We start from the raw sequence: 23,151 nt of genomic DNA, 5'->3' as shown, positions 1-23,151 counted from the left end.
CCGAATTAAGCCTTTAGTGGAAGTCGCGAGAGCGCGGCAGCACCCTGACATTGCGCGGGTGAGTGTGCTGGCGTGGTGGCAGGCGGCTGTCGGATTGCAGGTGCTGCACCTCGTCGGCCCGCGCCAGGGTGCGGTGCAGCAGCCCGTCGGCCAGCCGCGCCAGTTCCTCCGAGCGATCCTCGATCCTGTCGACGACGAGATGGACGATGCCTTCCGGACTGCGTTGCAGCCGGCCGGCGAGCAGGACAAGTCGCGCACCCATCGCCTGCCGGCGGTAACGCTCGAAGGTCTTTGGCCAGAGCACCGCATTGGCGATGCCGGTCTCGTCCTCCAGCGTCATGAACATCACCCCCTTGGCACTGCCCGGCCGCTGGCGCACCGTGATGATGCCCGCCAGCCGGCAGCGCGTGCCATCAGATGCTGCCAGAACCTGCTCGCAGCTCAGGGCCCGCTCACGTGCGAAAAGCGGACGCAGGAACTGCATCGGATGTCCCTTCAGCGACAGGCGCAGATGCTGGTAATCCGCGATGACCTGTTCGGAGTCCCGCATACGCGGCAGCAGGGTCTCGGGCTCCTGGGCGAGTTCGGCGCTCTCGCTCGCCGCAAAAAGCGGCAGTGGCCTGTCATCCGGGAGCCTGCGCACCTCCCAGAGCGCCTCGCGCCGGCTGAGCCCGAGTGAACCGAAGGCATCGGCATCGGCCAGCGCAACGAGGGCACGCGTGGGCAACCTGGCGCCCCGCGCCAGGGCCTCGACGCTGTCATAACCCTGCTCGCGCGCCGTCACGAGCGCCTCGACAAAAGCCTTCGAGATCCCGTCGATCTGGCGCAGACCGAGCCGCATCGCAAGTGCGCCGTCCTCGCGTCGCTCCAGCGTGTTGTCATGATCGCTCAGGTTGATGTCGGCTGGCCGGATCTCGACCTTGTTGTCCTGCGCAGCGCGAATGATCTGCACTGGCGCATAGAAACCCATGGGCTGCGAGTTCAGTAGCGCTGCGGTGAAAGCGGCGGGATGGTGATGCTTGAGCCAGGCCGAGGCATAGACCAGCAGGGCGAAGGAGGCCGCGTGGCTCTCCGGAAAACCGTATTCGCCAAAGCCCTTGATCTGATTGAAACACGCGGACGCGAAGGCGCGGTCATAGCCGCGCGCGACCATGCGCTCGACCATCATCGCCTCGAAATTCTGGATCGTGCCGACATGACGGAAGGTCGCCATGGCACGCCGCAGACCATTGGCCTCATCCTCGGTGAACTTCGCCGCCTCGATGGCGATGCGCATGGCCTGCTCCTGGAACAGCGGCACGCCGAGCGTCTTTTTCAGAACCTGTTCCAGCTCGTCTGGAGGCCCATGTTCCGGTGCGGGCCTGGGGTAGACGACCTCATCCGGATTTTTCCGCCGCCGCAGATAGGGGTGGACCATATTGCCCTGGATCGGGCCCGGCCGGACGATCGCGACCTCGATGACGAGATCGTAGAATTCCTTCGGCCTCAGTCGCGGCAGCATGTTCATCTGCGCCCGGCTCTCGACCTGGAAGACGCCGATCGCATCGGCCCGGCAGAGCATGTCGTAGACCTCGCCATCTTTGGGTGGGATCGTCGCCAGCTCCCAGCGTTTGCCCCCGTGCAGGGCGATCAGGTCGAGCGCCTTGCGGATGCAGGTCAGCATGCCGAGCGCGAGCACATCGACCTTCATCATCCTGAGCGCGTCGATATCGTCCTTGTCCCACTCGATGAAGCTGCGGTCCTTCATGCCGCCCCAGCCGATCGGCACGCATTCATCGAGCCGCCCGCGCGTCAGCACGAAGCCGCCGACATGCTGCGAGAGATGGCGGGGAAAGCCGATCAGTTCGGTAGCCAGCGCGGCCGCGCGCGCGATCATCGGATTGGCGGGGTCGAGCCCCGCCTGCCGGACATGGTTTTCCGGCAGGCCGTCGCCCCAGCTGCCCCAGACCGTGTTGGCGAGCGCGGCCGTGACATCCTCGCTCAGGCCGAGCACCTTGCCGACCTCGCGAATGGCGCTACGCGGCCGATAGCAGATCACCGTCGCGCAGATGCCGGCGCGCAGCCGGCCATAGCGCTCATAGATATACTGCATCACCTCCTCGCGCCGCTCATGCTCGAAGTCGACATCGATATCGGGCGGCTCCTTGCGCTGTTCGGAGAGAAAGCGGGCCAGGAGCGAATTGCCCTCCATCGGGTCGACCGCGGTGACCCAGAGGCAGTAGCAGACCGCCGAATTCGCCGCCGAGCCCCGGCCTTGGCACAGGATCGGCGGCTCCTGTGCACGGGCGAAGCGCACGATGTCGTGGACCGTCAGGAAGTAGCGCGCGTAATCGAGCTTCGCGATCAGTGCGAATTCCTTGTGCAGCAGGTCGCGTACCTTGCTCGGGATGCCCTCGGGATAGCGCCTGTTCGCTCCTTCCCAGGCGAGATGCTCCAGATGTTCCTGCGGGGTGCTGCCCGGCGGCACCGGCTCGTCCGGATACTCATATTGCAACTGGTCGAGCGAGAACCGGCAGCGTTCGAGGAAGCGCACCGTCTCCGCCACCATCTCCGGCGCGTGCCGGAACAGGTGGGCCATCTCGCGCGGCGATTTGAGATGGCGCTCGGCATGGGCCTCCAGCATGCGCCCGGCTCGCTCGATCGGGACATGCTCGCGGATGCAGCTGACGACATCCTGCAAGGGCCGCCGCTCGGGCGCATGATAGAGCACGTCGTTGACGGCAAGGCAGGGCACGCCCGCCCTGGTCGCGAGCTGCACCAATGCATCGGCGCGGCGCCGGTCGTCGCCGCGATGCGGCATGTCGATACCCAGCCAGAGTCGACCGCGCGCAAATTCGAAAACGCTCGCGAGTGCCGCCGCGATCTCGCTGTCCGGCCGCCGGTCCGGCATCAGGATCAGCAGCATGCCTTCCGCGAATTCGCGCAGGTCGGAGAGCGTGAGGATGCATTCGCCCTTCTTCTCGACCTTCATCTTGCCGTGGGTCAGCAGGCGGCAGAGCCTGCCATAGGCGTCGCGATCCTGGGGATAGGCGAGCAGGTCGGGCGTGCCATCGGACAGGACGAGGCGGACCCCGACCGCGAATGTCAGCTTCGTTGTGGCGATACCCCCCTCGCGCATCGCCGCATGGGCCCGCACCACGCCGGCCAGAGAATTGCGGTCGGCGAGCCCGATTCCGGCAAGGTCGAGTTCGGCCGCCCGGCCAACCAGTTCCTCCGGACTCGAGGCTCCGCGCAGGAAGGAGAAGTTGGAGGTAACCGCGAGTTCGGCATAGCGCGCGGCTGGTCCTCCCGGGGCAGCCTCGACCAGGCGATTGTCATTGAGCCCGCTCACGCGAAAAGCCCGTGCATGAACCAGGGTGGATGCGCGGCCTCGCGGCCATAGAGTCCGTCGCGATAAAGCCAGAAGCGCCTCCCGCCCGGCTCTTCGACGCGAAAATAGTCGCGGGTCGGCGCGATCCTGCCCGTCGTCGCCCACCATTCGGCGGCGATCCGCTCCGGCCCCTCCGCCTTGGCGACCTCATGCAGCACGCGCCGCCAGCGGAAACGCGTCGGCGGTCCGTCCGGAATTTCGGCCAGGACCTCGATCGGCTCAGGCCGCGACAGCAGCCGCAGGGGCCGTTCCGGGGCAGCGCTCGGTGCCGGCCAGTCTGGGGAAAGGCCGAGCCGTACAAGCTCGCCATGCCGCAGGGCGGGCACCGCCAGCGCCGCACGCTCGGGATCATGGCTGTCCTGCGCCAAGAAACGCCGCACGCGATCCGGGCCGATCCGGGCCGCGATCGCATCGGCGACCTCCGTCAATGCCCGCTCGGCGGCGGCTTCGTCGGGCTCCTCCTTCCCCCCGGCGGCGAGCGTTCCCTGATCGACGGCGAAAGGCTCGGTCGCACCGGCCGAGAGCCGGATCAGGTCGAAGCCGAAGCCGGGATCGAGCGGGTCCGCCAAGGCATCCAGCTTCAGGGCGAAGAGCCGGTCGAGCGCAGCCGGATCGCGCAACGGCATCCCGGTCTCGATGCCGAGACGGCGCACGGCCCCGTCACTGCGGAAAAAGCTCGCCTCGAACAGTCTTGCGCCTTCGCCCCGCGCTTCCAGCATGCCGGCGAGACTTTCCTCCAGGCCGGCCAGGGCGGCCCGGATACCGGCCTCATGCGCCAGCGGCTCGGCAAAACGCCGCTCCGCCATACAGTCCGGCAGCGGTCGTCGCGGGGACAGCGCCTGCGGCAGGCGGCCAAGCGCCTGGTCGAGCCTGTCGAGCAGGTCGCGGCCGAAACGGGCGGCCAGCGGCGCGCGCGGCCGCGTCTCCAGATCGGCGATATGGGTGAGGCCCATGCGCGCGAGCCCGTGCTGCCGTGCCGCCTCCAGTCCAAGCGCCGCGGTCGGCAAGGGCCACAGGGCCTCGCTCTCCCCGTCCGGCGGCACGATGCCGCCGCGCCCATAGCGCGCGACACCCCAGGCGGCGCGCGCCGTCCCGGCAATGGCGGCGCGCAGCGTAAAGCCCTGTCGTTTCAGCCGAAGCAGGCAGTCGCGGCCAAGCGCGGCCTCGCCGCCAAAGAGATGGGTGCAGCCCGAGATATCGAGCAGCAATCCATCCTCACCATCGAGCGCGACCAGCGGTGTATAGCGGTCGCACCAGTCGGCAACGGCGCAGAGCAGGGCCGCATCGGCCGCCCTGTCCTCCTCGACCACGACCAGCCGCGGGATCATCGCCCGCGCATCGGCCAGCGCCATGGTCGCATGAAGGCCGAGACGTTCGGCTTCGGCATCGAGGCTCGTCAGCCGGAAGGCGCCCTTCGCCTTGCCCACCACAACAAGAGGACCAGGATCATCCGCTGGCCCGCCGGGCTGCGGGCCAGGCCTCTGCGATATTGCCCGAACGGATGCGCCCTGGCTGCGCCTGATCCGGTCGATGGGCAGGCGCGGGAACCAGAGCGACAGGAAGCGGCTCGCGGAAGCTATACGCATGACTGTCCCACTCCATCACCCACTGCCCTGTCGCCCCATGCCGGTTGCGCAGCACCGTGACCGCAAAATTCGGCCGGCCCGGCCCATGCGCTCTCATCCGTCCCTCCGAAGGCGCCGCCGAAACCGACCAGCGGATCGTCGCCGCGCTTGGAGCAGGACTGCTTCCCAGCCGCAGGAGAAAAGCCGTCGCGCCGGCATCCCGCGCCGCCAGGACGAGACGCCGGCTGGCCGTGAGATCGAGGCAGGCCGGCGCACCTTCGAGCTCGATCACCACCGCGCCGATACCCGAGCGCGGGTCATTGCCGCGCGGAAAGGCGTCGCCCGCCGCCTTCAGCACGGCAAGCGGATCGCGCCCCCGCACCGCAAGCACCCGGTCGGGATCGAGCCCGAACGCCGCAAGCCCCGGCGCATAGAGTTCGCCCCCTTCCGCGCCGGCGGAATCCTGCCGCAGCCAGACGACCGGCCGCCGCTCCAGCCGCGCGATCAGCCCGGCGACGAAGCCCGTCGCCGCTGGAGCCTGATGCGCCGCAGCCACGATCTCGTGCAGGGCATGGCGGCGCAGCGGCCCCAGCGCCGCATCGGCCGCCGCGTGGCCAAGGCTGAAGCTCGCCTCCTCGCCCAGCGAGACGGAGACGCTTTCCAAACCGGCAATGCTTCGCCGCAGCGCGGCGACGGCATGATCGCTCACGTCTTGGCACTCCAAATGTTCCTATTTTGTTCTTTATGACTCCGCCGCCTCAGACGAGTCAACAGCCTCCGTGACGCCCCGCCCCACAGCCCCCGATCCTGCTGTCACGGCCCTGTCATCTGTCGCCGATACCGGTTTGCGCACTGCAAGAGAGCATGAGCTCCGGACTGCGCCTCGCCCATGTCCGGATGTCGCCATGCTCGCTCCTCGATGGGAAGACCGTTCATGCTGCGTATCGAAGGCCTGACCAAGCGCTTCAGCGGCAAAGCCGCCGTGGACAATGTCTCGCTGTCGATCCCGAAGGGCGAAATGGTCGGCGTCATCGGCCGCTCCGGCGCCGGCAAGTCGACCCTGCTGCGCATGATCAACCGCTTGGCGGAGCCGAGTTCCGGCCGCCTGATCAGCGACGAGCGCGATGTCACCGCATTGAAGGGCGCCGAACTGCGCGCCTGGCGTCGCGACACCGCGATGATCTTCCAGCAGTTCAATCTCGTCGGCCGCCTCGACGTGCTGACCAATGTCCTGCTTGGCCGGCTCAATCACCGCTCGGCCTTCCTGACGTTGGTGAAGAGCTTCTCGCCGGACGACAAGATCCGCGCCATCGCCGCACTCGAGCGTCTCGACATGGGCCATCTGCTCGCCCAACGCGCCGAGACCCTTTCGGGCGGCCAGCAGCAGCGCGTCGCGATCGCCCGTGCCTTGGTCCAGGAGCCGAAGGTCATCCTTGCCGACGAGCCGATCGCTTCGCTCGATCCGCGCAACACCCAGGTCGTGATGGATGCGCTCTTCCGCATTAATCGCGAGGACGGCATCACCGTGATCTGCAATCTGCATGATCTCGATATCGCGGCGAAATATTGCGACCGACTGATCGGCATGGCCGCAGGCAAGGTCGTGTTCGACGACGTGCCGCAGGCGCTGACCCGCGAGATCGCGGCCGAACTCTACGGCATCGAGGCCAAGGATGCCGGCGCCGAGGCGCTCGACGCGCTCGATGCCATCGCCATCGCCGAAGCCAAGCGCGCCAAGCAGACCGCAGCCTGAGCCGGGTTCAAGCCCGGCCAGGACCACTCACGCCTGAAAAGACCACCAACAGCCTTCAACAGGAGCAAACCATGCTGACCCGTCGTCATACCCTCACGCTCGCCGCCGCCGGCCTGGCCGCGACGCTCGCCGCTCCCGCCTTCGCGCAGGACTGGAAAGCCAAGTATCCGGAGCTGATCTTCGCCATCATCCCGTCCGAGAACGCGTCTGGCGTCGTCGAGCGCTACACCCCCTTCGTCAACTACCTCGCGAAGGAACTCGGCACCAAGGTGACGCTGCGCATCGCCAACGACTATGCCGCGATCATCGAAGGCCAGCGCGCCGGCAACATCCATATCGGCATGTACGGCCCCGCCTCCTTCGCCCGCGCCCGCATGACCGGCGCCAAGGTCGATGCCTTCGCGATCGAGACCAATCTCGACGGCACCAAGGGCTACCACTCCGTCTTCTACGTGAAGAAGGACTCGCCCTATCAGAAGGTCGAGGACCTGAAGGGCAAGAATCTCGGCCTCGTCGATCCCAATTCCACCTCTGGCAACAATGTGCCGCGCTTCGTGCTCGACGGCATGAAGATCGAGCCCGAGACCTTCTTCGGCAAGGTCGTCTATACCGGCAGCCACGAGAACGCGGTCATCGCGCTCGGCCAGGGCACCGTCGACATCGCCGCCAACTGGTGGAACGACGAGCAGGAATCCAACCTGCAGCGCATGGCCCGCAAGAACATGGTCAAGGCCGACGATTTCCGGATCATCTACAAGTCCGAGCAGATCGTGAACTCGCCGATGGCCTATCTTTCCGACCTGCCGGAGCCGCTCAAGGCCTCGATCCGCGACGCCGTCCTCAACCTCGCCACCAAGGACAAGGTCGCCTTCGACAAGATCTATGAAGGCAAGCAGGGCCCGCTCGTCGCGGTCGACAACAAGGCCTACGACCCGATCATCGAACTGAACAAGTTCGTCGACGCGCTCCGCAAGAAGAAGTCTTCGTAAGCGCTTACCCGCCGACCGTCATGGCCGGGCATGTCCCGGCCGTGACGGAGTGGCGTCCCGCCGCGACTGGCGAACCCCGCGACGGAACCAACATGACCCTGACGATCGATCGCAACGACCCCGCCATTCGCGGCCATGCCGATCTCTATCGGCGCGAGATGGGCGCAAAGCGCCGCCAGGCCCTGCTCGGCGCCGCCATCTTCATCGCCTGCGTCACCCTCTCCGCGATCGGCTCGGAGGTCGATCTCGCGAAATTCGCCGCAAACGCCTGGCGTTTCCCGAAATACATCCTCGAGACCCTGCCGACCCTGCACCTCGCCACGCTCGGTGCCGATCTCAAGGAATGGTACTGGGGCCTGAACGGCTGGCTGAAACTGCTCTGGCAAACCCTGTTGATTGCCTATGTCGGCACCGTGCTGGGCGCCGTCGGCGGCTTCCTGCTCTGCTTTTCCGCCGCCGCCAATCTCGGCCGTGCCGGCTGGCTGCGCTGGGCCACCCGCCGATTCCTCGAATTCTGCCGCACCGTGCCGGAGATCGTCTTCGCGCTGATCTTCGTCATCGCCTTCGGCCTCGGCCCGCTGCCGGGCGTGCTCGCCATCGCGATCCACACCATGGGTGCGATGGGCAAGCTCTTCTCCGAGGTGGTCGAGAACATCGACATGAAGCCGGTCGACGGCCTCACCGCGACAGGCGCGGGCTGGTGGCAGACGATCCGCTTTGCCGTCGTCCCGCAGGTGCTTTCCAATTTCGCCAGCTACGCGCTGCTGCGCTTCGAGATCAATGTCCGCGGCGCCTCGATCATGGGCTTCGTCGGTGCCGGCGGCATCGGCCAGGATCTGATCGAAGCCATCCGCAAGTTCTACTTCACCGATGTCAGCGCCATCCTGCTGCTGATCATCGTCACCGTCATGCTGATCGACTACGGCACCGAGCGCCTGCGCCACGCCCTGCTCAACCTGGAGCACCGCTCATGAGCCTCGTCCTCACCGCCACCGAGCGCGCCGATCTCGTCCGTCGCCACCAAGGCGCCATCGACGGCTCGCTGAAGACACGCCTGACCACCATCGCGGTCGTTGCCGCCCTGCTCGGCCTCTTCCTCTATGGCCTGACCACACTGGAAGTCTCGTTCTGGAAGATCATCACCGGCATCGGCAATCTCGGCACATTCGTCGTGCTGATGCTGCCGCCGGATCCCGGCTCTGCGGCCCGCGCCGTGATCTTCGTGAAAGCGCTGTTCGAGACCATCGCCATCGCCTTTCTCGGCACCATCCTCGCCGCGATCCTCGCCTTCCCGCTCGGCTTCCTCGCAGCCAAGAACGTCGTCGCCAACCGCGTCATCCATTTCCTGGCGCGCCGCTCGCTCGACACCGTGCGCGGCGTCGATGCCCTGATCTGGGCCCTGATCTGGGTCAATGTCGTAGGCCTCGGCCCCTTCGCCGGCATGCTCGCAATCATGACCAGCGATCTCGGCGCCTTCGGCAAGCTCTATTCGGAAGCGATCGAATCCGCCGACCGCAAGCCCGTCGAGGGCGTGACCTCCTCCGGCGGCGGCAAGCTCCACGAGATCCGCTTCGGCCTGATCCCGCAGGTGTTGCCGGTCATCGCCAGCCAGGTGCTCTACTATATCGAGTCGAACACCCGCTCCTCGACCATCATCGGCATTGTCGGCGCCGGCGGCATCGGCCTCTATCTCGCCGAGACCATCCGCACCCTGGAATGGCAACAGGTCTCGTTCCTGATCCTGCTCGTGCTTGCCGCCGTGACCGCGATCGACTTCCTGTCCAGCAAGCTGCGCTTCGCTATCATCGGCAAAAGGGCCATCTGACGGACAGGCTCGTCATATGGCCCGGGCCTGCCCCGACCATTCGCACCTCGCCGGGAGCACGAGCGGCTGCCCTCACTCCGTGAACGGCTCGACCACCATTTCCATCCGCTCGCCGGCAAAGATGCCATCGACCAGATGGATCGGGGTCAGGTCAGGCAGCGCGTCGACAGCCGCGGAGAGCATGACCGCGGCGCCGGGCTCGATCCTGAGCAGCAACGCCTCGCGCTCGCTGGCGAGCCGCGCCGAAAGCCGTGTCGAGAGTCGCACATAATCCGGGATGCCGCAGGCGGCGAAGGCTGCCGAGATCGACGAGCCGGCTCGGCTCAGCATCTTGTCGAAATCCGGGAAGCGCTCGGCCGAAAGGAGATGCACGCCGGTGCTCACCGGCACGCCACCGGCAAGGCTCAGCGTCTCGATCCGCCAGAGCGGCGCCCCGTCCTCCAATCGCAGCGCCGCGCAGGTTTCCGCCGCGCCCTTGACGATCTCGGCGCCCAGGATCGAGCCTGCCACGGTGATGCCGGCCGCACCAAAATTGGTCCGCATGCTGACGCGCCGGCCGATGCGATAGGGGAAGCGCGGCGCCGTGACCTGCGTCCCGCGACCGCGAGAGACGCTGACCAGCCCACGATCGGCGAGATGCCGAAAGGCCTGGCGAACCGTATGCCGGTGCACGCCATAGCGCTCAGCCAGCGCGAGCGAAGAGGGCAATGTGGCGCCCGTCTCATATTCGCCGCGCCCGATCGCCGCTTCGATCTCGTCCGCGATACGCCGCCATGCCGTGGCGGCTTCGCCGGCCTGGCTGGCTGCATGGGCATCCGTCATCAAAGCTTCATCCAAAATGTATAGACCTTTCCCCGTGACGACCTTATCGTAGTCTAGACATTAGGCCCTGACCAGAGAGCGACCTGAGATGAGCGGGACCACTCCACGACAGCAATGGCTGGCAATCCTCGCCCGAGCCTCACGCGCCGAGATCGAGAGTCTCGCCGGCGGGCTCGGCGCCCTGCCCGACCATGACGTGCTGAAGGCGCCCGAAACCGGGACCGTCATGGTCGAGGGCCGCGCCGGCGGCGCGGGACGCCGCTTCAACCTCGGCGAAGCCACCGTGACGCGCTGCGTCGTGCGCCTCGGCGACGGCACCATGGGCTTTTCCTACGCTCTCGGTCGCGATGGCCGCAAGGCGCGGCTCGCAGCCGTGATCGACGGGCTGTTGCAGGGCGAAGGCGAGGCTGGGCCGCTCCGCAGCGGCGTCGCCGAACTCGCAGATCGCCAGCAGGCGGCGCGCACCCTCGCCTCCCGCAAGGCTGCAGCCACCAAGGTCGATTTCTTCACTCTGGTCCGGGGCGCGTGATGCAGAACGACACACTCATTGGCGCCGGCCTTTCCGACCCGGTCTTCCAGTCCCAGGCCGCCTTCCGCGCCCTGCTCGCCGCCTTGTCGGAGCCAGGTCTCGTCCAGGACGTCGCAACCGGCTTTGCTGCGCCGGCAGGACTGGAACCGGCAACCGCCATCGCCCTGCTGACCCTTGCCGATTACGAGACGCCGATCTGGCTGCCGGCCGATCTGCGGGCCGGCCCCGCCGGCGCCTGGCTGCGCTTCCATTGCGGCGCGACATTGGTCGAAAGCCCTGATGAAGCCGCCTTCGCCGTGCTGAACGGCACCGATATCGCTCCGGCGCTGTCCGCCTTCAGCCCCGGCACCGACCAGTTTCCGGATCGCTCGACCAGCGTGATCGTACAATGCGCCAGCCTCGCAGGTGGCGACGCCGTGACGCTGGCCGGCCCGGGCATTGCTGACAGCCACGAGATTGCACCGAAGGGACTGCGCCCCGGCTTCTGGACCGAGGTCACGGCCAATGCCGCGCGCTACCCCCTCGGCATCGACCTTATCCTCAGCCATGGCGAGGCGATCATCGGCCTGCCGCGCTCGACGCAGATCCTGGAGGCCCGCTGATGTATGTCGCCGTCAAGGGGGGCGAGGCCGCCATCCTCGCCACACATGATCTCATCGCGGAAGCCCGCCGCGGCAACGAGGCCGTGCCCGAATTGGCCGTCGCGCAGATCCGCGAGCAGATGGGGCTCGCCTGCGCCCGCGTCATGAACGAAGGCTCGCTCTACGATCCCGATCTCGCGGCGCTGGCGCTGAAGCAGGCGCAGGGCGACGCGATCGAGGCCGCCTTCCTGATGCGGGCCTATCGCACGACCTTGCCGCGCTTCGGCTCGTCGGAGCCGGTTGACACGGCGCAGATGGCGATCCGCCGCCGCGTATCCGCCACCTACAAGGATCTGCCGGGTGGCCAGGTGCTTGGCCCGACCTATGACTACACCCACCGCCTGTTCGATTTCGCGCTGATGGATGGCGCCTCGCCTGTCGCAGTACCAGCGGCGGCGGCCGACCCGCTCGACGCCACCATGCCGCGCGTGCCCGACATTCTCGGTGCCGAAGGCCTGATGGAAGCCGAAGAGCCGCCCGAGGGCGATCCGCGTCCCTTCGACCTCACCCGCGAGCCGGTCTCCTTCCCCGCCGACCGTGATGTCCGGCTCCAGGCCATGGCGCGCGGCGATGAGGGCTTCATGCTCGGCCTCGGCTATTCCGTGCAGCGCGGATACGGCAATTCGCATCCCTTCGTCGGCGAGGTCCGGGTCGGTGAGGTCAGCGTCGAATTCGTGCCCGAGGAACTCGGCTTCGCCGTCGATCTCGGCGAGATCACGCTGACCGAATGCCAGATGGTCAACCAGTTCAACGGCACCAAGGACGTGCCGCCGCAGTTCACGCGCGGCTATGGCCTCGCCTTCGGCCATGCCGAGCGCAAGGCGATGTCGATGTCGCTGGTCGACCGTGCACTCAAGGCACGCGAGTTCGGCGAGGCGGCAGAGTATCCCGCGCAGCAGGACGAATTCGTGCTCTACCACTCCGACAATGTCGAAGCGGCCGGCTTCGTCGAGCATCTCAAGCTGCCGCATTATGTCGACTTCCAGGGTGAGCTCGAACTGATCCGCCGCATCCGCCGCGAGCGCGAGCAGCGCCTGGCGGACGAGACCCAAGAGACCCAGGTCCGAGAGACGCAAGACACCCTGCCGGAGGCCGCGGAATGACCCTGCATCAGATCGTCTCCGGCGAAGATACGAAGCCGGCTTATAATTATGCCTATCTCGACGAGCAGACCAAGCGGATGATCCGCCGCGCCCTGCTCAAGGCGGTCGCGGTGCCGGGCTATCAGGTGCCGTTCGGCTCACGCGAAATGCCGTTGGCGCGCGGCTGGGGCACGGGCGGCATCCAGATCACCGCCGCGATCATTGGCCCGGACGATGTGCTGAAGGTCATCGACCAGGGCGCGGACGACACCACCAACGCCGTCTCGATCCGCCGCTTCTTCGAGCGCACGGCCGATGCGAACACGACCGAGGCGACGGACGAGGCCACCATCATCCAGACCCGCCACCGCATCCCGGAAGCGCCGCTCAAGGCCGGGCAGATCATGGTCTACCAGGTGCCGCAGCCCGAACCCCTGCGGAAGCTCGAGCCGCGCGAGGCCGAGACCCGGAAGATGCACGCCTGGGCCGAATACGGGCTGATGCAGGTCAAGCTCTACGAGAATATCGCCCGCTTCGGCGAAGTGACGACGACCTATGACTATCCGGTCGACGTCAATGGCCGCTACGTGATGGCGCCCTCGCCGATCCCGAAATTCGACAATCCCAAGATGCATATGTCGCCCTCGCTCCAGCTCTTCGGAGCCGGCCGCGAGAAGCGCATCTATGCGGTGCCGCCCTATACCAGCGTGCGCAGCCTCGACTTCGAGGACCATCCCTTCCGCATCCAGAGCTGGAACGAGCCCTGCGGGCTCTGCGGCGCGACCGATTCCTATCTCGACGAAGTCATCACGGACGACCGCGGCGGGCGCATGTTCGTCTGCTCCGACAGCCACCATTGCGAGACGCGGCGCGCTGACGGCCATCGCGGCGCGATGCTGGCCGACGCATCGGCGCTCCATCTCGTCGACGACAAGCAGGCCAAGGACGAGGTGTCGAAGTCATGACCCAGCATGTCTCCCCGCAGGATCTCGGCATCGATCCCGATCCGCTGCTCTCGGTCTCCGGCGTCAGCCGCTTCTACGGCGAGCGCATCGGCTGCGCCGATGTCTCCTTCGATCTCTGGCCGGGCGAGGTGCTCGGCATCGTCGGCGAATCCGGCTCGGGCAAATCCACCCTGCTTCGCTGCCTTGCCGGCATCGACGCACCGGACGAGGGCGAAGTGCTCTTTCGCGGCTCCGGCGAGCCGCTCGACATCTATTCGGTCGCCGAGCAGGATCGCCGCCGCCTGATGCGCACGGCCTGGGGCATCGTGCACCAGAACCCACGCGACGGCCTGCGCATGGACGTCTCGGCCGGCGGCAATGTCGGCGAGCGCCTGATGGACCGCGGCGACCGGCATTACGGCAAGATCCGCGAGCGCGCGCTCGACTGGCTCACCCGTGTCGAGATCGCCGAGAACCGCATCGACGATCGTCCGCGCCAGTTCTCGGGCGGCATGCAGCAGCGCCTGCAGATCGCCCGCGTATTGGTCTCGGAGCCGAAACTCGTCTTCATGGACGAGCCGACCGGCGGCCTCGACGTCTCCGTGCAGGCGCGGCTGCTCGATCTGCTGCGCGTGCTGGTCCGTGATCTCGGTCTGGCCGCCATCATCGTCACGCATGACCTCGCCGTCGCGCGCCTGCTCACCGACCGGCTGATGGTGATGAAGGACGGCCGCGTCGTCGAGCAGGGACTGACCGATCAGGTCCTGGACGACCCCCATCACGCCTACACGCAGTTGCTCACCTCGGCGGTGCTGAGCGTATGAGCGTCACAATCGCGTCACCGGAACCGCGCAAGGCATCCCGACCATGACCACGATGATTCACGTCGAGCACGTCGCCAAGACCTTTACCCTGCACAATCAGGGCGGGGTCCGGCTGCCTGTCTTCGACAATATCAATTTCAGCGTCGACGCCGGCGAGGCGCTCGTCCTGGCCGGAGCCTCCGGCGCCGGCAAGTCGAGCCTGCTGCGCATTCTCTACGGCAACTACCGGCCGAGCTCCGGCCATATCCACATCACCCATGCCGGCCGGGCCATCGACATCGTCGCGGCCGTGCCGCGTACCGTGCTCGATATCCGCCGCCGCACGCTCGGTTTCGTCTCGCAGTTCCTGCGCGTGATCCCGCGCGTTTCGGCGCTCGACATCGTCCGCGATCCGCTGCTGGCACGCGGCGTCTCCCCTGATGAGGCCAGCGCGCGCGCCACGGCGATTCTCGCTCGGCTGAACCTGCCGGAACGCCTCTGGCACCTCGCGCCCGCCACCTTCTCCGGCGGCGAGCAGCAGCGCGTCAACATCGCCCGCTCCTTCGTCGATCCGGCGCCGATCCTGCTGATCGACGAACCGACCGCCTCGCTCGATGCCGCCAATCGCGACGTCGTGGTTGACCTGATCGGTGAGGCGCGCGCAAACGGGTCCGCCATCGTCGGGATCTTCCATGACGAGGCGGTGCGCGAGCGCGTCGCCACCCGCTATCTCGACATCACCGCATTCCGGAAGGCCGCCTGATGCAGACCGTTCTCACCAATGCCAAGCTGATCCTGGAGAACGAGGTCGTCACCGGCACGATCGCCTTCGACGCAACCGGGATCACCGATGTCGACCAGGGCCGCTCACAATTGCCGGGCGCGATCGACATCGGCGGCGACTATGTCGCGCCCGGCCTCGTCGAGATGCATACCGACAACATGGAAAAGCACTTCATGCCCCGGCCCAAGGTGTTCTGGCCGAACGGGCTTGCAGCCGCGCTGGTCCATGACGCCCAGATGGCGGCCTCCGGGGTCACCACCGTCTATGACGCGGTCTGCGCCGGCACGCCCTTCTCGGCCAAGGATTACCGCAAGGACATCTTCGCCGACGTGATGAAGGCGCTGCGCGAAGGCAAGGCCGAAGGCGTCTTCCGCATCGACCACCGCATCCACATGCGCTGCGAACTGACCAGCCCGGACCTGATGCGCGACATCGAGCCCTATCGCGAGGACGATCTCGTCCAGCTCGTCTCGCTGATGGACCACACGCCCGGCCAGCGCCAGTGGCGCGACATTCAGCACCTGCGCACCTATGCGCTCGGCAACGGCAAGACCGAGGCCGAGTTCGAGGAGGACGTCGCCGTCCGCCAGTCCGAAGGCACGGCCAATGTGCCGAGCAACTGGAGCGCCGTGGTCGAGATGTTCCGGACGCGCGGCATCCCGATCGCAACCCATGACGACACCACGGTCGACCATGTCGAGGCCGGTGTCGCATCGGGCGCCGTGATCTCGGAATTCCCGACCACGATCGAGGCGGCGGCTGCCGCGAAACAGCGTGGACTTGCCACCATCGCCGGCGCACCGAACGTCGTGCGCGGCGGCTCGCATTCCGGCGGCGTCTCGGTCTCCGAACTGGCCGAGAAGGGCCTGCTCGACGGCCTCTCCTCGGATTATGTGCCGGCAAGCCTGCTGCAGGCGGTGCTGAAGCTGCATGCCAGCCATGGCATCGCGCTGCCCGACGCCATGGGCATGGTGACCTGGAAGGTCGCCGACATCCTCGGCCTGAAGGATCGCGGCCATCTCAAGACCGGCCTGCGCGCCGACCTGGTGCGCTTCAAGGCACTCGGTGCGACGCCGGTGATCGCCGCCGTCTGGTCGAAGGGCGAGCGCGCATTTTGAGCACGCCGCGCTACGCTCTCTATTACGCCCCCGCCGCCGACAGCGCCCTCTGGCGCTTCGGCAGCGCCGTGCTGGGCTATGACGCCGTCACCGGCGCGGATGTCCCCGCCCTCGTGCCGCCCGGCTGCGATCACAGCCAGTGGCCGACGCTGACTGAGGAGCCGCGCCGCTACGGTTTCCACGCCACGCTGAAGGCGCCCTTCGAACTGGCTGCCGGTCGCAGCGAAGGCCAGTTGCGCGCCTTCGCCCATAATTATGCGGCAGGCCTCGAGAGCGTCCGTCTCGACGGCCTGTGTCTCACTGCGCTCGGTTCCTTCATCGCGCTGACTCCTTCGGCCGAAAGCCCGGCGCTGCAGCACTTCGCCTTCGCCCTCGTCCAGGCCTTCGAGCCGTTCCGCGCTCCGCTGGCCGAGGCCGACATGGCGCGGCGGCTGAAGCACCCGCTGACCCCGGCCCAGCGCGCCTATCTCGAAGCCTATGGCTATCCCTATGTCGGCGACGCCTTCCGTTTCCACATGACGCTGACCGGCTCGCTGCCGATGGATCAGGGGGCTGCGGTGCAACTCGCCCTCAGCGACGCCTATGCACGGGCCGTTCCGCCGAAGCCCGCCGTGATCGACCGCATCGCGCTGTTCAAGCAGGACACGCGGGCAGGCCGCTTCCGCCTGCTCGACAGTTTCCCGCTGGCCTGATCAGCGATGCGGGCTGAGCGCGGTCAACACGGCGACGAACTCGCCAGCCGCCTCGGCCACGGTCCGGTCGTTCTGGATCGAAACCAGTTGCGCGCGCTCGGTCGTCAGCGGCACCTCACGGGCAAGCCGGGCACGGATATCGGCCTCGCTTTCGCGTCCACGCGCTGCCAGCCGCCTGGCAAGAACCTCGTTCGGGGCGGTGATGTTGACCACCGTCACCTGGCCGGCAAGACGCTCGGCCGCGGGAACGGCCCGGCGCGAGCCATTGGCGATGACCACCTGCCCGCTCGCGATGCCAGCCAGCGCCGCGGCCGGAATGCCGTAGCAAAGGCCATGGGCGCGCCAGCTGAGCGCGAGTGCGCCGCGCGCCTCCGTCGCGTCGAATTCAGCCTCGCTGCAGCTGTCATGGTCCTCCGCGCCGGCCATGGCCTGGCGGGTGATCAGACGGCGGACGAAGGCGAAGCGGCCATCACCTGCCAGCGCGGCACGGGCGGCCTCCATCAACGTGTCCTTGCCCGCTCCGGACGGGCCAACCACCAGCACCAGGACTCCCGATCCTGCGGCCGTCATGGCTGCAGAGGGTTCCAGCAGATCTTGAGAGGATGATGACATGGCGGGCAAGAAACTCGGACTTGAACCTGTGATCGACCCGACCGCTCATGTGCGGCAGGCGACGCTCGGGCGCTACACCGAAATCGGCGCGCGCACCTCCTTCGTCGAGTCGACGATGGGGGACTACTCCTATGTCGTGAACGACTCGAATGTCATTTACACGACAATCGGCAAATTCTGTTCGATTGCGGCCATGACCCGCATCAACCCCGGCAACCACCCGATGCAGCGGGCGAGCCAGTCGCATTTCAGCTACCGCGCCAGCGCTTATTTTGACGATGCCGAGGACGACGCGCCCTTCTTCGCCTGGCGCCGCTCGACGCCGGTGACGATCGGCCACGATGTCTGGATCGGCCATGGCGCGATCGTGCTGGCCGGCCGCTCGATCGGCACGGGCGCAGTCGTCGCCGGCGGCGCCGTCGTCACCAAGGACGTGCCAGCCTACACCATCGTCGCCGGCAACCCGGCCAGGCCGATCCGCAGGCGCTTTCCCGAAGACATCGCCGAGAGGCTGATCGCGCTATCCTGGTGGGACTGGGATCATGCCGCCTTGCGGACCGCACTCGACGATTTCCGGACGCTGCCCGTCGAAGCCTTTCTCGAGCGCTATGAAGGCCTGCGGTGAACCGCTGGCGACTGACAATCCTGCGGCATAGGACCACAGACGCTCCGTCCTGCAGGCAAGAGCCGCAATCTTCTTCGGATGTTAACCAGCCATCGCCGAGTCTCGGCCGGCGTGCCGAGGGGGCTCGGCGCATCAGGCTTGAGTAAACGGCTATGGCACCATCCGACGATCTCGCCCGGCGGCGCGACTTCATGAAGCTCGGTCCGGACGCGTTGCGGCGCATCCACGATGTCGAGGACACGCTGCTGGAGGCCCTGCCGGATGCGCTCGGCGCCTTCTATGCACAGGTCCGCGCCTTCCCCGAAACCCGCGTTTTCTTCGGCAGCGACGCCCATATCGAGCACGCGAAGAGCAAGCAGCTCGGCTACTGGGATCGTATCGCCAGGGGCCGGCTCGACGAGGATTACGTCGCCGCCGTCACCACGGTCGGCAAGGTCCACGCCAGGATCGGGCTGGAGCCGCGCTGGTATATCGGCGGCTATGCCCTGCTGCTGGAGCAGCTGATCGGCAAGGTGCTCGAGGCGCGCTGGCCGAAGGGCCGCTTCGGCGGCAAGATCGAGGGCGCCGAAGACCGCGCCGCCGAGATCACCGCCATCGTCAAGGCGACCCTGCTCGACATGGACTATGCCATCTCGGTCTATCTCGAGGCGTCCGAGGCCGCCCGTCTCAAGGTCGAGGCCGAGGCCCGCGCCGTCGAGCAGGCCAAGGCGGACGAGCGCGACAGGGTCGTCAGCCTGGTCAGCGAAGGCATGGCCGCGCTCGCCAAGGGTGACCTGACCTTCCGCATGGACGCGGAGATGCCGCCCGAATACGCGCTGCTGCGCAGCCATTTCAATCACGCCATGGAACAGCTCGGCGAGATGGTCACGACCATCCAGGCGACGTCGGGTTCGATCGCCACCTCCTCGCAGGAGATCGCGTCCGGTGCCGACGACCTGTCGCGACGCACCGAGGAACAGGCCGCCGCGCTCGAACAGACGGCGGCCACGACCGAAGAGCTCGCCGCGTCCGTCAAGACCTCAGCCCAGTCTTCGCGCGAGTCGGTTGCGCTGGCCGATGACGCCGCCGCCGTCGCCCGCACCGGCGGCACCATCGTCAGCGACGCGATCGATGCCATGACCCGTATCGAGCAGGCCTCGAAGAAGATCTCGGAGATCACCACGGTGATCGACGGCATCGCCTTCCAGACCAACCTTCTCGCGCTCAACGCCGCGGTCGAAGCGGCGCGCGCCGGCGATGCCGGACGCGGCTTTGCCGTCGTCGCAGCCGAGGTCCGGGCGCTTGCCCAGCGCTCGGCTGAAGCCGCCAAGGACATCACCGGGCTGATCGGATCTTCCGATGCCGAGGTCGCCGAAGGCGTCCGGCTCGTCCGCCTCGCCGGCGGCACGCTGGAGAAGATCGTCGATGCCTCGATGCGCGTCTCCGGCACCGTCAACGAGATCGCGGTGGCGTCCGGCGAACAGGCCAATGGCATCGACGAGATGAGCCAGACCGTCAGCCATATGGACGAGATCACCCAGAGCAACGCGGCTCTCGCCGAACAGAGCGCAGCCTCGGCCCGGACTCTGCTCAGCCAGATCGAGCGGCTGAACCAGCTCGTCGCAGCTTTCCGCACGCAGGAGCAGCGCGCGGCGGCACGGCACCGGGCAGCCTAGGAACCCTGGCCTATCTCCGGACGAGGGCGACGAGATAGACGCTCTCGCCCGCGCCCGGGTTGAAGAAAGACGAATCCGCCGGCGGCCCGAGTTGCAGGCAGTCACCCTGCTGCAGGGTGTGGGTGACGCCGCCTTCGCGGAATTCGAGCTCGCCCTGCAGAACCCAGATCTGCTGGCGCTGGAACAGGAAGGCGGCGGCCGGATACGGCACCCGCACACCGGGCGGCAGCGTGATCTGCAGCAGCTCGAGAATATCTCCGGAGGGCGGCGAGATCGTCCGGCGAACGTAGCCGGTTTCCGGGTCCTGCCAGACCGGCTGATGGCCATGGCGGCTGATGCGGTCTTCCGAGCGCTCGGCCAGGGCCAACAGCACCGAGAGCGACAGGCCAAAAGCTCCCGACAGCCGCCCGAGCACGGTTGCCGTCGGGCTCGCATCGCCGCGCTCGATCTTGCTGATCATCGCCTTCGAGACGCCTGAACGCTCCGCGAGATCGGCCAGCGACCAGCCGCGCGTGTCCCGTTCGATCCGGATGCGGGCGGCGATGGCCTGATTGGGGTCGTCTGGGCTCTGGGAACGCATGGACTCTCGATGGTCAGCTTCTGAGGCGGATCCTAAGCTCTTCCGCGTCTCGCCCGTCCGCTCAAGAGGCTCGACCCGAAAAATGATGCCTCATGCCTGAATCGTCTTCTATAGAAGCCATACGTATACTATAGGAGACGCCAGAGCGCCTTCGGACGGTTCCGCACGGGCGCAGAAGGCCGGTGAGCGATGCATCCTGGACTCCGAACTCCCGGCGGGACCACCACCCCCTATGCCGCGAAGGCGAGCTCGCTTGCGCTCCTCCTCCTCGCCGAAACCCTGGCAATGGCGGCCTGGTTCGCCTCGGCCGCGGCGATCGTGGCGATCCGGCGGGAGCAGCCGCTCGACCCGCTGAGCGAAGTGCTGCTCACCAGTTCCGTCCAGGCCGGCTTCGTCCTCGGCACGCTGGCGAGCAGCCTGCTCGGCCTGGCCGACCGCTTCGATCCGCGCCGCCTCTTTGCTCTCTCCGGCGCGGCAGCGGCTGCGCTGACCGCTGCGCTCGCGTTGCTGCCGCCGGTCGGGCCGGTGACGATCGCCCTGCGGGTCCTGACCGGCCTGTGCATGGGAGGCATCTATCCGGTCGGCATGCGCATCGCCGCGACCTGGGCGAACAGGGACCTCGGCCTGCTGATCGGCCTCCTGGTCGGCGCCCTCGTCATCGGCTCGGCGAGCCCGCATCTGCTCGGTGCCTTCGAGGGCATAGGCTGGCGCGGCATCTATCTCGGCGCCGCCGCCTCGACGCTATGCGGCGCCGTCCTCATCCTGTTTGCCGGGCTCGGGCCCCATCTCGTCCGACGCGCCGGTCTCGCTCTCGGCCAGTTCGCCCAGGCCTGGCGCAACCCTGCGCTGCGTCTCGCCAATGCCGGCTATTGCGGCCACATGTGGGAGCTCTACGCCATGTGGGCCTGGCTCGGCGTGTTCCTGCAGCAGACCATCGCCGGCCGCGGTCCGCAGGCCGGGCACGGCGCAGCCGCAGTGCTGACCTTCTTCGCCGTCGCCTCCGGCGCGCTCGGCGCCTGGCTCGGCGGCTGGCTGGCCGACAGGCTCGGCCGCACCGCTGTCACCATCGGCGCCATGGCGCTGAGCGGCGCCTGCGCGCTTGCGATCGGCTGGCTCGCCGCAGCCCCTGTCATGCTGGCTGTCGTCGCGATCCTCTGGGGCATCTCGGCCGTGGCCGACTCCGCCCAGTTCTCGGCCAGCGTCGCCGAGCTCGCTGAGCCCTCGCTGGTCGGGACCATGATCACGGCGCAGACCTGCGCCGGCTTCCTGGTGACGCTTGTCTCGATTCACCTCGTGCCGCATTTCGTCTCGGCCTTCGGGTGGACGGCGGCCTTCTCGGTGCTGGCGCTCGGCCCCGCCGCCGGCTGCTGGGCCATGTGGCGGCTACGCCGGCTTCCCGAGGCAAGCAGGCTCGCGGGCGGGAACCGCTGAGGCCGCTTAGTCCTCCGCGGCCCGCGCCACCGCCTGGCCCAGCCGCGCGATCGCCTCGGCCGCGCCCGCCTTCAGCGTGACGTCCTGCGCCTCGGCATCCCTGGAGAGCTGCTCGCTCAGCGCCGCGAGGCTGACCTCGTTGCCGCTCGCTGCGAGCTTCAGCACCGCGTTCGCGAGAACATTCGGCCAATAGGCGGCACCGCCCTTGGCCAGCCCCTTCGCCTTGCGGCCCTCGAACTCCTTGGTGAGTTGCTCCGGCGTCTTCCTGGCCATGTCCGTCTCCGGTTCCTCTGCTGGTTTGGCCCCATGGACGAGACGGAAGCGGCGCGGTCAAGCCCGGTGGCACAACGATGGACCCGGCGCCTCTCTTCTGGCCGGAGAAGATGCGAAGCGCCGGCCCCTTCCCACCATGCTTGACCTCGTCTCGGGCGCAGCCGCATCCGACGCATGGGCCGACAACCTCAAAACCGTGATCGTCAGGGCCGAAATCCCTCATGGACCGTTCATTTTACGAGGAATATCCTCTTTTCCGGAGACCTGACCGGGATGGGATGCGCTCGCCCGGCCCAGGTTCCGCCGACGGGCATGCCCCGTCAGGAGGCGATGACCATGACCAAGACCAGCACTGCGCTTGCCCTCGGCCTGTTTGCGCTCGCGGGCGGCTTCGTCCTGCCGGCCGCGACGCCGGCCCAGGCCCTGACGATGAAGGAATGCAGCACGAAGTATAACGCCGCCAAGACCGGCAATACGCTGGGTGGCCAATCCTGGAACGACTTCCGCAAGAGCCAGTGCAGCGAAGCCGCCACGCCGGCGGCCGCGACGCCGGCTGCTGCCCCCGCGGCTGCCCCGGCCGCCCAACCGAAGCCGCAGATGGCAGCTCCCGCCGCCGCGCCGGCCCAGTCGAAGCCGCACGCCGCCATGCCGGCCGCCATGGGCAATGCCGTCTTCCCGGCCAAAATCGACCCGAAATACGCTTCCGAGACCGCCGGCAAGCAGCGTTTCAAGACCTGCAACGACCAGTACAACATCAACAAGGCCAATGGCGGCAATGGCGACCTGAAATGGATCCAGAAGGGCGGTGGCTATTACAGCCAGTGCAACACCAAGCTGAAGGGCGTCTGAGACAGACGCGCCGCGCCCCGCTTCCCCCTCTCCCTGATCTCGGGCCTGCCCGAGATCAGCTCTCGGAAGTATCGAAGTCGGGAACACCCGATTTCGATGCGGGAGGGGGGTCCTCGCAGCGTCCCGGGAAGGAATTGCCCGGCAGTTTCTTCCCGCCTGCCGGGATTGCGTGTGCAGCGGCACCGAAGACAATCAATAAAGCATTGAGA

General features: G+C 67.3%; 23 protein-coding genes. 16 read left to right on the top strand and 7 right to left on the bottom strand.

Features of this window, described 5'->3' with window-relative positions; translation table 11 throughout:
• Nucleotides 1-13 precede the first annotated feature (13 nt).
• The 3 genes from AB4118_RS01205 to AB4118_RS01195 are packed head-to-tail and all read right to left on the bottom strand — an operon-like array spanning nt 14 to nt 5,644.
• On the bottom strand, nt 14-3,331 hold the full coding sequence (locus tag AB4118_RS01205; RefSeq protein ID WP_441488000.1) for an error-prone DNA polymerase: 3,318 nt from the start codon (nt 3,329-3,331) through the stop codon (nt 14-16).
• Nucleotides 3,328-4,797, bottom strand: coding sequence for a Y-family DNA polymerase (locus AB4118_RS01200; protein WP_441488339.1), 1,470 nt, complete (start codon nt 4,795-4,797; stop codon nt 3,328-3,330). Before AB4118_RS01200 ends, AB4118_RS01205 begins: the two co-directional genes overlap by 4 nt.
• A 19-nt stretch (nt 4,798-4,816) precedes the next feature.
• The gene (locus AB4118_RS01195; protein WP_441487999.1) at nt 4,817-5,644 is read right to left on the bottom strand and encodes an ImuA family protein; all 828 of its coding nucleotides are present in this window, start codon (nt 5,642-5,644) and stop codon (nt 4,817-4,819) included.
• Between the two features lie 225 nt (nt 5,645-5,869).
• Here AB4118_RS01195 and phnC point away from each other — a divergent pair, with 225 nt between their 5' ends.
• The 4 genes from phnC to phnE (AB4118_RS01175) all read left to right on the top strand — a co-directional run bounded on the left by phnC (nt 5,870) and on the right by phnE (AB4118_RS01175) (nt 9,502).
• Nucleotides 5,870-6,688, top strand: a complete 819-nt coding sequence (gene phnC, locus AB4118_RS01190) for a phosphonate ABC transporter ATP-binding protein (protein WP_441487998.1) — start codon at nt 5,870-5,872, stop codon at nt 6,686-6,688.
• Between the two features lie 71 nt (nt 6,689-6,759).
• Nucleotides 6,760-7,677 carry a phosphonate ABC transporter substrate-binding protein gene (gene phnD / locus AB4118_RS01185; RefSeq protein ID WP_441487997.1) on the top strand — a complete coding sequence of 306 codons (918 nt, stop codon included), beginning with the start codon at nt 6,760-6,762 and terminating at the stop codon, nt 7,675-7,677.
• A gap of 92 nt (nt 7,678-7,769) precedes the next feature.
• On the top strand, nt 7,770-8,651 hold the full coding sequence (gene phnE, locus AB4118_RS01180; protein ID WP_441487996.1) for a phosphonate ABC transporter, permease protein PhnE: 882 nt from the start codon (nt 7,770-7,772) through the stop codon (nt 8,649-8,651).
• Nucleotides 8,648-9,502: a phosphonate ABC transporter, permease protein PhnE gene (phnE, locus tag AB4118_RS01175; RefSeq protein WP_441487995.1), complete on the top strand. Its 855-nt coding sequence runs from the start codon at nt 8,648-8,650 to the stop codon at nt 9,500-9,502. The genes phnE (AB4118_RS01180) and phnE (AB4118_RS01175) overlap by 4 nt, the downstream gene beginning before the upstream one ends.
• 72 nt (nt 9,503-9,574) lie before the next feature.
• On the opposite strand, the gene phnF is transcribed toward phnE (AB4118_RS01175), so the two are convergent.
• Nucleotides 9,575-10,324, bottom strand: a complete 750-nt coding sequence (gene phnF / locus AB4118_RS01170; RefSeq protein ID WP_441487994.1) for a phosphonate metabolism transcriptional regulator PhnF — start codon at nt 10,322-10,324, stop codon at nt 9,575-9,577.
• A gap of 88 nt (nt 10,325-10,412) precedes the next feature.
• On the opposite strand from phnF, the gene phnG reads away from it, so the two are divergent.
• Genes phnG through AB4118_RS01130 form a run of 8 tightly spaced genes read left to right on the top strand, consistent with a single transcriptional unit; the run spans nt 10,413 to nt 16,917 of the window.
• Nucleotides 10,413-10,853: a phosphonate C-P lyase system protein PhnG gene (gene phnG, locus AB4118_RS01165; RefSeq protein WP_441487993.1), complete on the top strand. Its 441-nt coding sequence runs from the start codon at nt 10,413-10,415 to the stop codon at nt 10,851-10,853.
• Nucleotides 10,853-11,455, top strand: a complete 603-nt coding sequence (gene phnH / locus AB4118_RS01160) for a phosphonate C-P lyase system protein PhnH (protein WP_441487992.1) — start codon at nt 10,853-10,855, stop codon at nt 11,453-11,455. The genes phnG and phnH overlap by 1 nt, the downstream gene beginning before the upstream one ends.
• Complete coding sequence (locus tag AB4118_RS01155) at nt 11,455-12,597, top strand: carbon-phosphorus lyase complex subunit (RefSeq protein ID WP_441487991.1); 1,143 nt, start codon at nt 11,455-11,457, stop codon at nt 12,595-12,597. The genes phnH and AB4118_RS01155 overlap by 1 nt, the downstream gene beginning before the upstream one ends.
• Nucleotides 12,594-13,541, top strand: coding sequence for an alpha-D-ribose 1-methylphosphonate 5-phosphate C-P-lyase PhnJ (locus tag AB4118_RS01150; protein WP_441487990.1), 948 nt, complete (start codon nt 12,594-12,596; stop codon nt 13,539-13,541). Before AB4118_RS01155 ends, AB4118_RS01150 begins: the two co-directional genes overlap by 4 nt.
• Before the next feature lie 29 nt (nt 13,542-13,570).
• On the top strand, nt 13,571-14,344 hold the full coding sequence (gene phnK / locus AB4118_RS01145) for a phosphonate C-P lyase system protein PhnK (protein WP_441488338.1): 774 nt from the start codon (nt 13,571-13,573) through the stop codon (nt 14,342-14,344).
• 43 nt (nt 14,345-14,387) lie between these two features.
• Nucleotides 14,388-15,086, top strand: coding sequence for a phosphonate C-P lyase system protein PhnL (gene phnL / locus AB4118_RS01140; protein WP_441487989.1), 699 nt, complete (start codon nt 14,388-14,390; stop codon nt 15,084-15,086).
• Complete coding sequence (locus AB4118_RS01135) at nt 15,086-16,225, top strand: alpha-D-ribose 1-methylphosphonate 5-triphosphate diphosphatase (protein ID WP_441487988.1); 1,140 nt, start codon at nt 15,086-15,088, stop codon at nt 16,223-16,225. The genes phnL and AB4118_RS01135 overlap by 1 nt, the downstream gene beginning before the upstream one ends.
• A complete protein-coding gene (locus AB4118_RS01130; protein WP_441487987.1) occupies nt 16,222-16,917 on the top strand; it encodes a DUF1045 domain-containing protein in 696 nt (231 codons plus the stop codon). Before AB4118_RS01135 ends, AB4118_RS01130 begins: the two co-directional genes overlap by 4 nt.
• On the opposite strand, the gene phnN is transcribed toward AB4118_RS01130, so the two are convergent.
• Nucleotides 16,918-17,487, bottom strand: a complete 570-nt coding sequence (gene phnN / locus AB4118_RS01125; protein WP_441487986.1) for a phosphonate metabolism protein/1,5-bisphosphokinase (PRPP-forming) PhnN — start codon at nt 17,485-17,487, stop codon at nt 16,918-16,920.
• A gap of 40 nt (nt 17,488-17,527) precedes the next feature.
• Between phnN and AB4118_RS01120 the strand changes: the two genes are divergently transcribed.
• Both AB4118_RS01120 and AB4118_RS01115 read left to right on the top strand, forming a co-directional pair.
• The gene (locus tag AB4118_RS01120; RefSeq protein ID WP_441487985.1) at nt 17,528-18,154 is read left to right on the top strand and encodes an LbetaH domain-containing protein; all 627 of its coding nucleotides are present in this window, start codon (nt 17,528-17,530) and stop codon (nt 18,152-18,154) included.
• 152 nt (nt 18,155-18,306) lie between these two features.
• Nucleotides 18,307-19,809, top strand: a complete 1,503-nt coding sequence (locus tag AB4118_RS01115) for a methyl-accepting chemotaxis protein (protein WP_441487984.1) — start codon at nt 18,307-18,309, stop codon at nt 19,807-19,809.
• 10 nt (nt 19,810-19,819) lie between these two features.
• On the opposite strand, the gene AB4118_RS01110 is transcribed toward AB4118_RS01115, so the two are convergent.
• Nucleotides 19,820-20,389 carry a helix-turn-helix domain-containing protein gene (locus AB4118_RS01110; RefSeq protein ID WP_441487983.1) on the bottom strand — a complete coding sequence of 190 codons (570 nt, stop codon included), beginning with the start codon at nt 20,387-20,389 and terminating at the stop codon, nt 19,820-19,822.
• A 189-nt stretch (nt 20,390-20,578) separates the two neighbouring features.
• On the opposite strand from AB4118_RS01110, the gene AB4118_RS01105 reads away from it, so the two are divergent.
• On the top strand, nt 20,579-21,820 hold the full coding sequence (locus AB4118_RS01105; RefSeq protein ID WP_441487982.1) for an MFS transporter: 1,242 nt from the start codon (nt 20,579-20,581) through the stop codon (nt 21,818-21,820).
• A 6-nt stretch (nt 21,821-21,826) separates the two neighbouring features.
• On the opposite strand, the gene AB4118_RS01100 is transcribed toward AB4118_RS01105, so the two are convergent.
• Nucleotides 21,827-22,093: a hypothetical protein gene (locus AB4118_RS01100; RefSeq protein WP_441487981.1), complete on the bottom strand. Its 267-nt coding sequence runs from the start codon at nt 22,091-22,093 to the stop codon at nt 21,827-21,829.
• Nucleotides 22,094-22,429: 336 nt separating this feature from the next.
• Here AB4118_RS01100 and AB4118_RS01095 point away from each other — a divergent pair, with 336 nt between their 5' ends.
• Nucleotides 22,430-22,942 (top strand): hypothetical protein, encoded by a 513-nt coding sequence (locus tag AB4118_RS01095; protein WP_441487980.1) that lies wholly within the window; start codon nt 22,430-22,432, stop codon nt 22,940-22,942.
• Nucleotides 22,943-23,151 lie beyond the last annotated feature (209 nt).

This window comes from Allobosea sp. 2RAB26 (genome assembly GCF_052115465.1).
Classification (GTDB): domain Bacteria; phylum Pseudomonadota; class Alphaproteobacteria; order Rhizobiales; family Beijerinckiaceae; genus Allobosea.
Note: the sequence above shows the minus strand (reverse complement) of the source record. Positions and strands in the feature narration are given on the sequence as shown.

Coding starts and splice junctions, on each gene's coding strand:
- phnC (WP_441487998.1), top strand. CDS start 5,870: ATGCTGCGTATCGAAGGCCTGACCAAGCGCTTCAGCGGCAAAGCCGCC.
- phnD (WP_441487997.1), top strand. CDS start 6,760: ATGCTGACCCGTCGTCATACCCTCACGCTCGCCGCCGCCGGCCTGGCC.
- phnE (WP_441487996.1), top strand. CDS start 7,770: ATGACCCTGACGATCGATCGCAACGACCCCGCCATTCGCGGCCATGCC.
- phnE (WP_441487995.1), top strand. CDS start 8,648: ATGAGCCTCGTCCTCACCGCCACCGAGCGCGCCGATCTCGTCCGTCGC.
- phnF (WP_441487994.1), bottom strand. CDS start 10,324: ATGACGGATGCCCATGCAGCCAGCCAGGCCGGCGAAGCCGCCACGGCA.
- phnG (WP_441487993.1), top strand. CDS start 10,413: ATGAGCGGGACCACTCCACGACAGCAATGGCTGGCAATCCTCGCCCGA.
- phnH (WP_441487992.1), top strand. CDS start 10,853: ATGCAGAACGACACACTCATTGGCGCCGGCCTTTCCGACCCGGTCTTC.
- AB4118_RS01155 (WP_441487991.1), top strand. CDS start 11,455: ATGTATGTCGCCGTCAAGGGGGGCGAGGCCGCCATCCTCGCCACACAT.
- AB4118_RS01150 (WP_441487990.1), top strand. CDS start 12,594: ATGACCCTGCATCAGATCGTCTCCGGCGAAGATACGAAGCCGGCTTAT.
- phnL (WP_441487989.1), top strand. CDS start 14,388: ATGACCACGATGATTCACGTCGAGCACGTCGCCAAGACCTTTACCCTG.
- AB4118_RS01135 (WP_441487988.1), top strand. CDS start 15,086: ATGCAGACCGTTCTCACCAATGCCAAGCTGATCCTGGAGAACGAGGTC.
- phnN (WP_441487986.1), bottom strand. CDS start 17,487: ATGACGGCCGCAGGATCGGGAGTCCTGGTGCTGGTGGTTGGCCCGTCC.
- AB4118_RS01120 (WP_441487985.1), top strand. CDS start 17,528: ATGGCGGGCAAGAAACTCGGACTTGAACCTGTGATCGACCCGACCGCT.
- AB4118_RS01115 (WP_441487984.1), top strand. CDS start 18,307: ATGGCACCATCCGACGATCTCGCCCGGCGGCGCGACTTCATGAAGCTC.
- AB4118_RS01110 (WP_441487983.1), bottom strand. CDS start 20,389: ATGCGTTCCCAGAGCCCAGACGACCCCAATCAGGCCATCGCCGCCCGC.
- AB4118_RS01105 (WP_441487982.1), top strand. CDS start 20,579: ATGCATCCTGGACTCCGAACTCCCGGCGGGACCACCACCCCCTATGCC.
- AB4118_RS01100 (WP_441487981.1), bottom strand. CDS start 22,093: ATGGCCAGGAAGACGCCGGAGCAACTCACCAAGGAGTTCGAGGGCCGC.
- AB4118_RS01095 (WP_441487980.1), top strand. CDS start 22,430: ATGACCAAGACCAGCACTGCGCTTGCCCTCGGCCTGTTTGCGCTCGCG.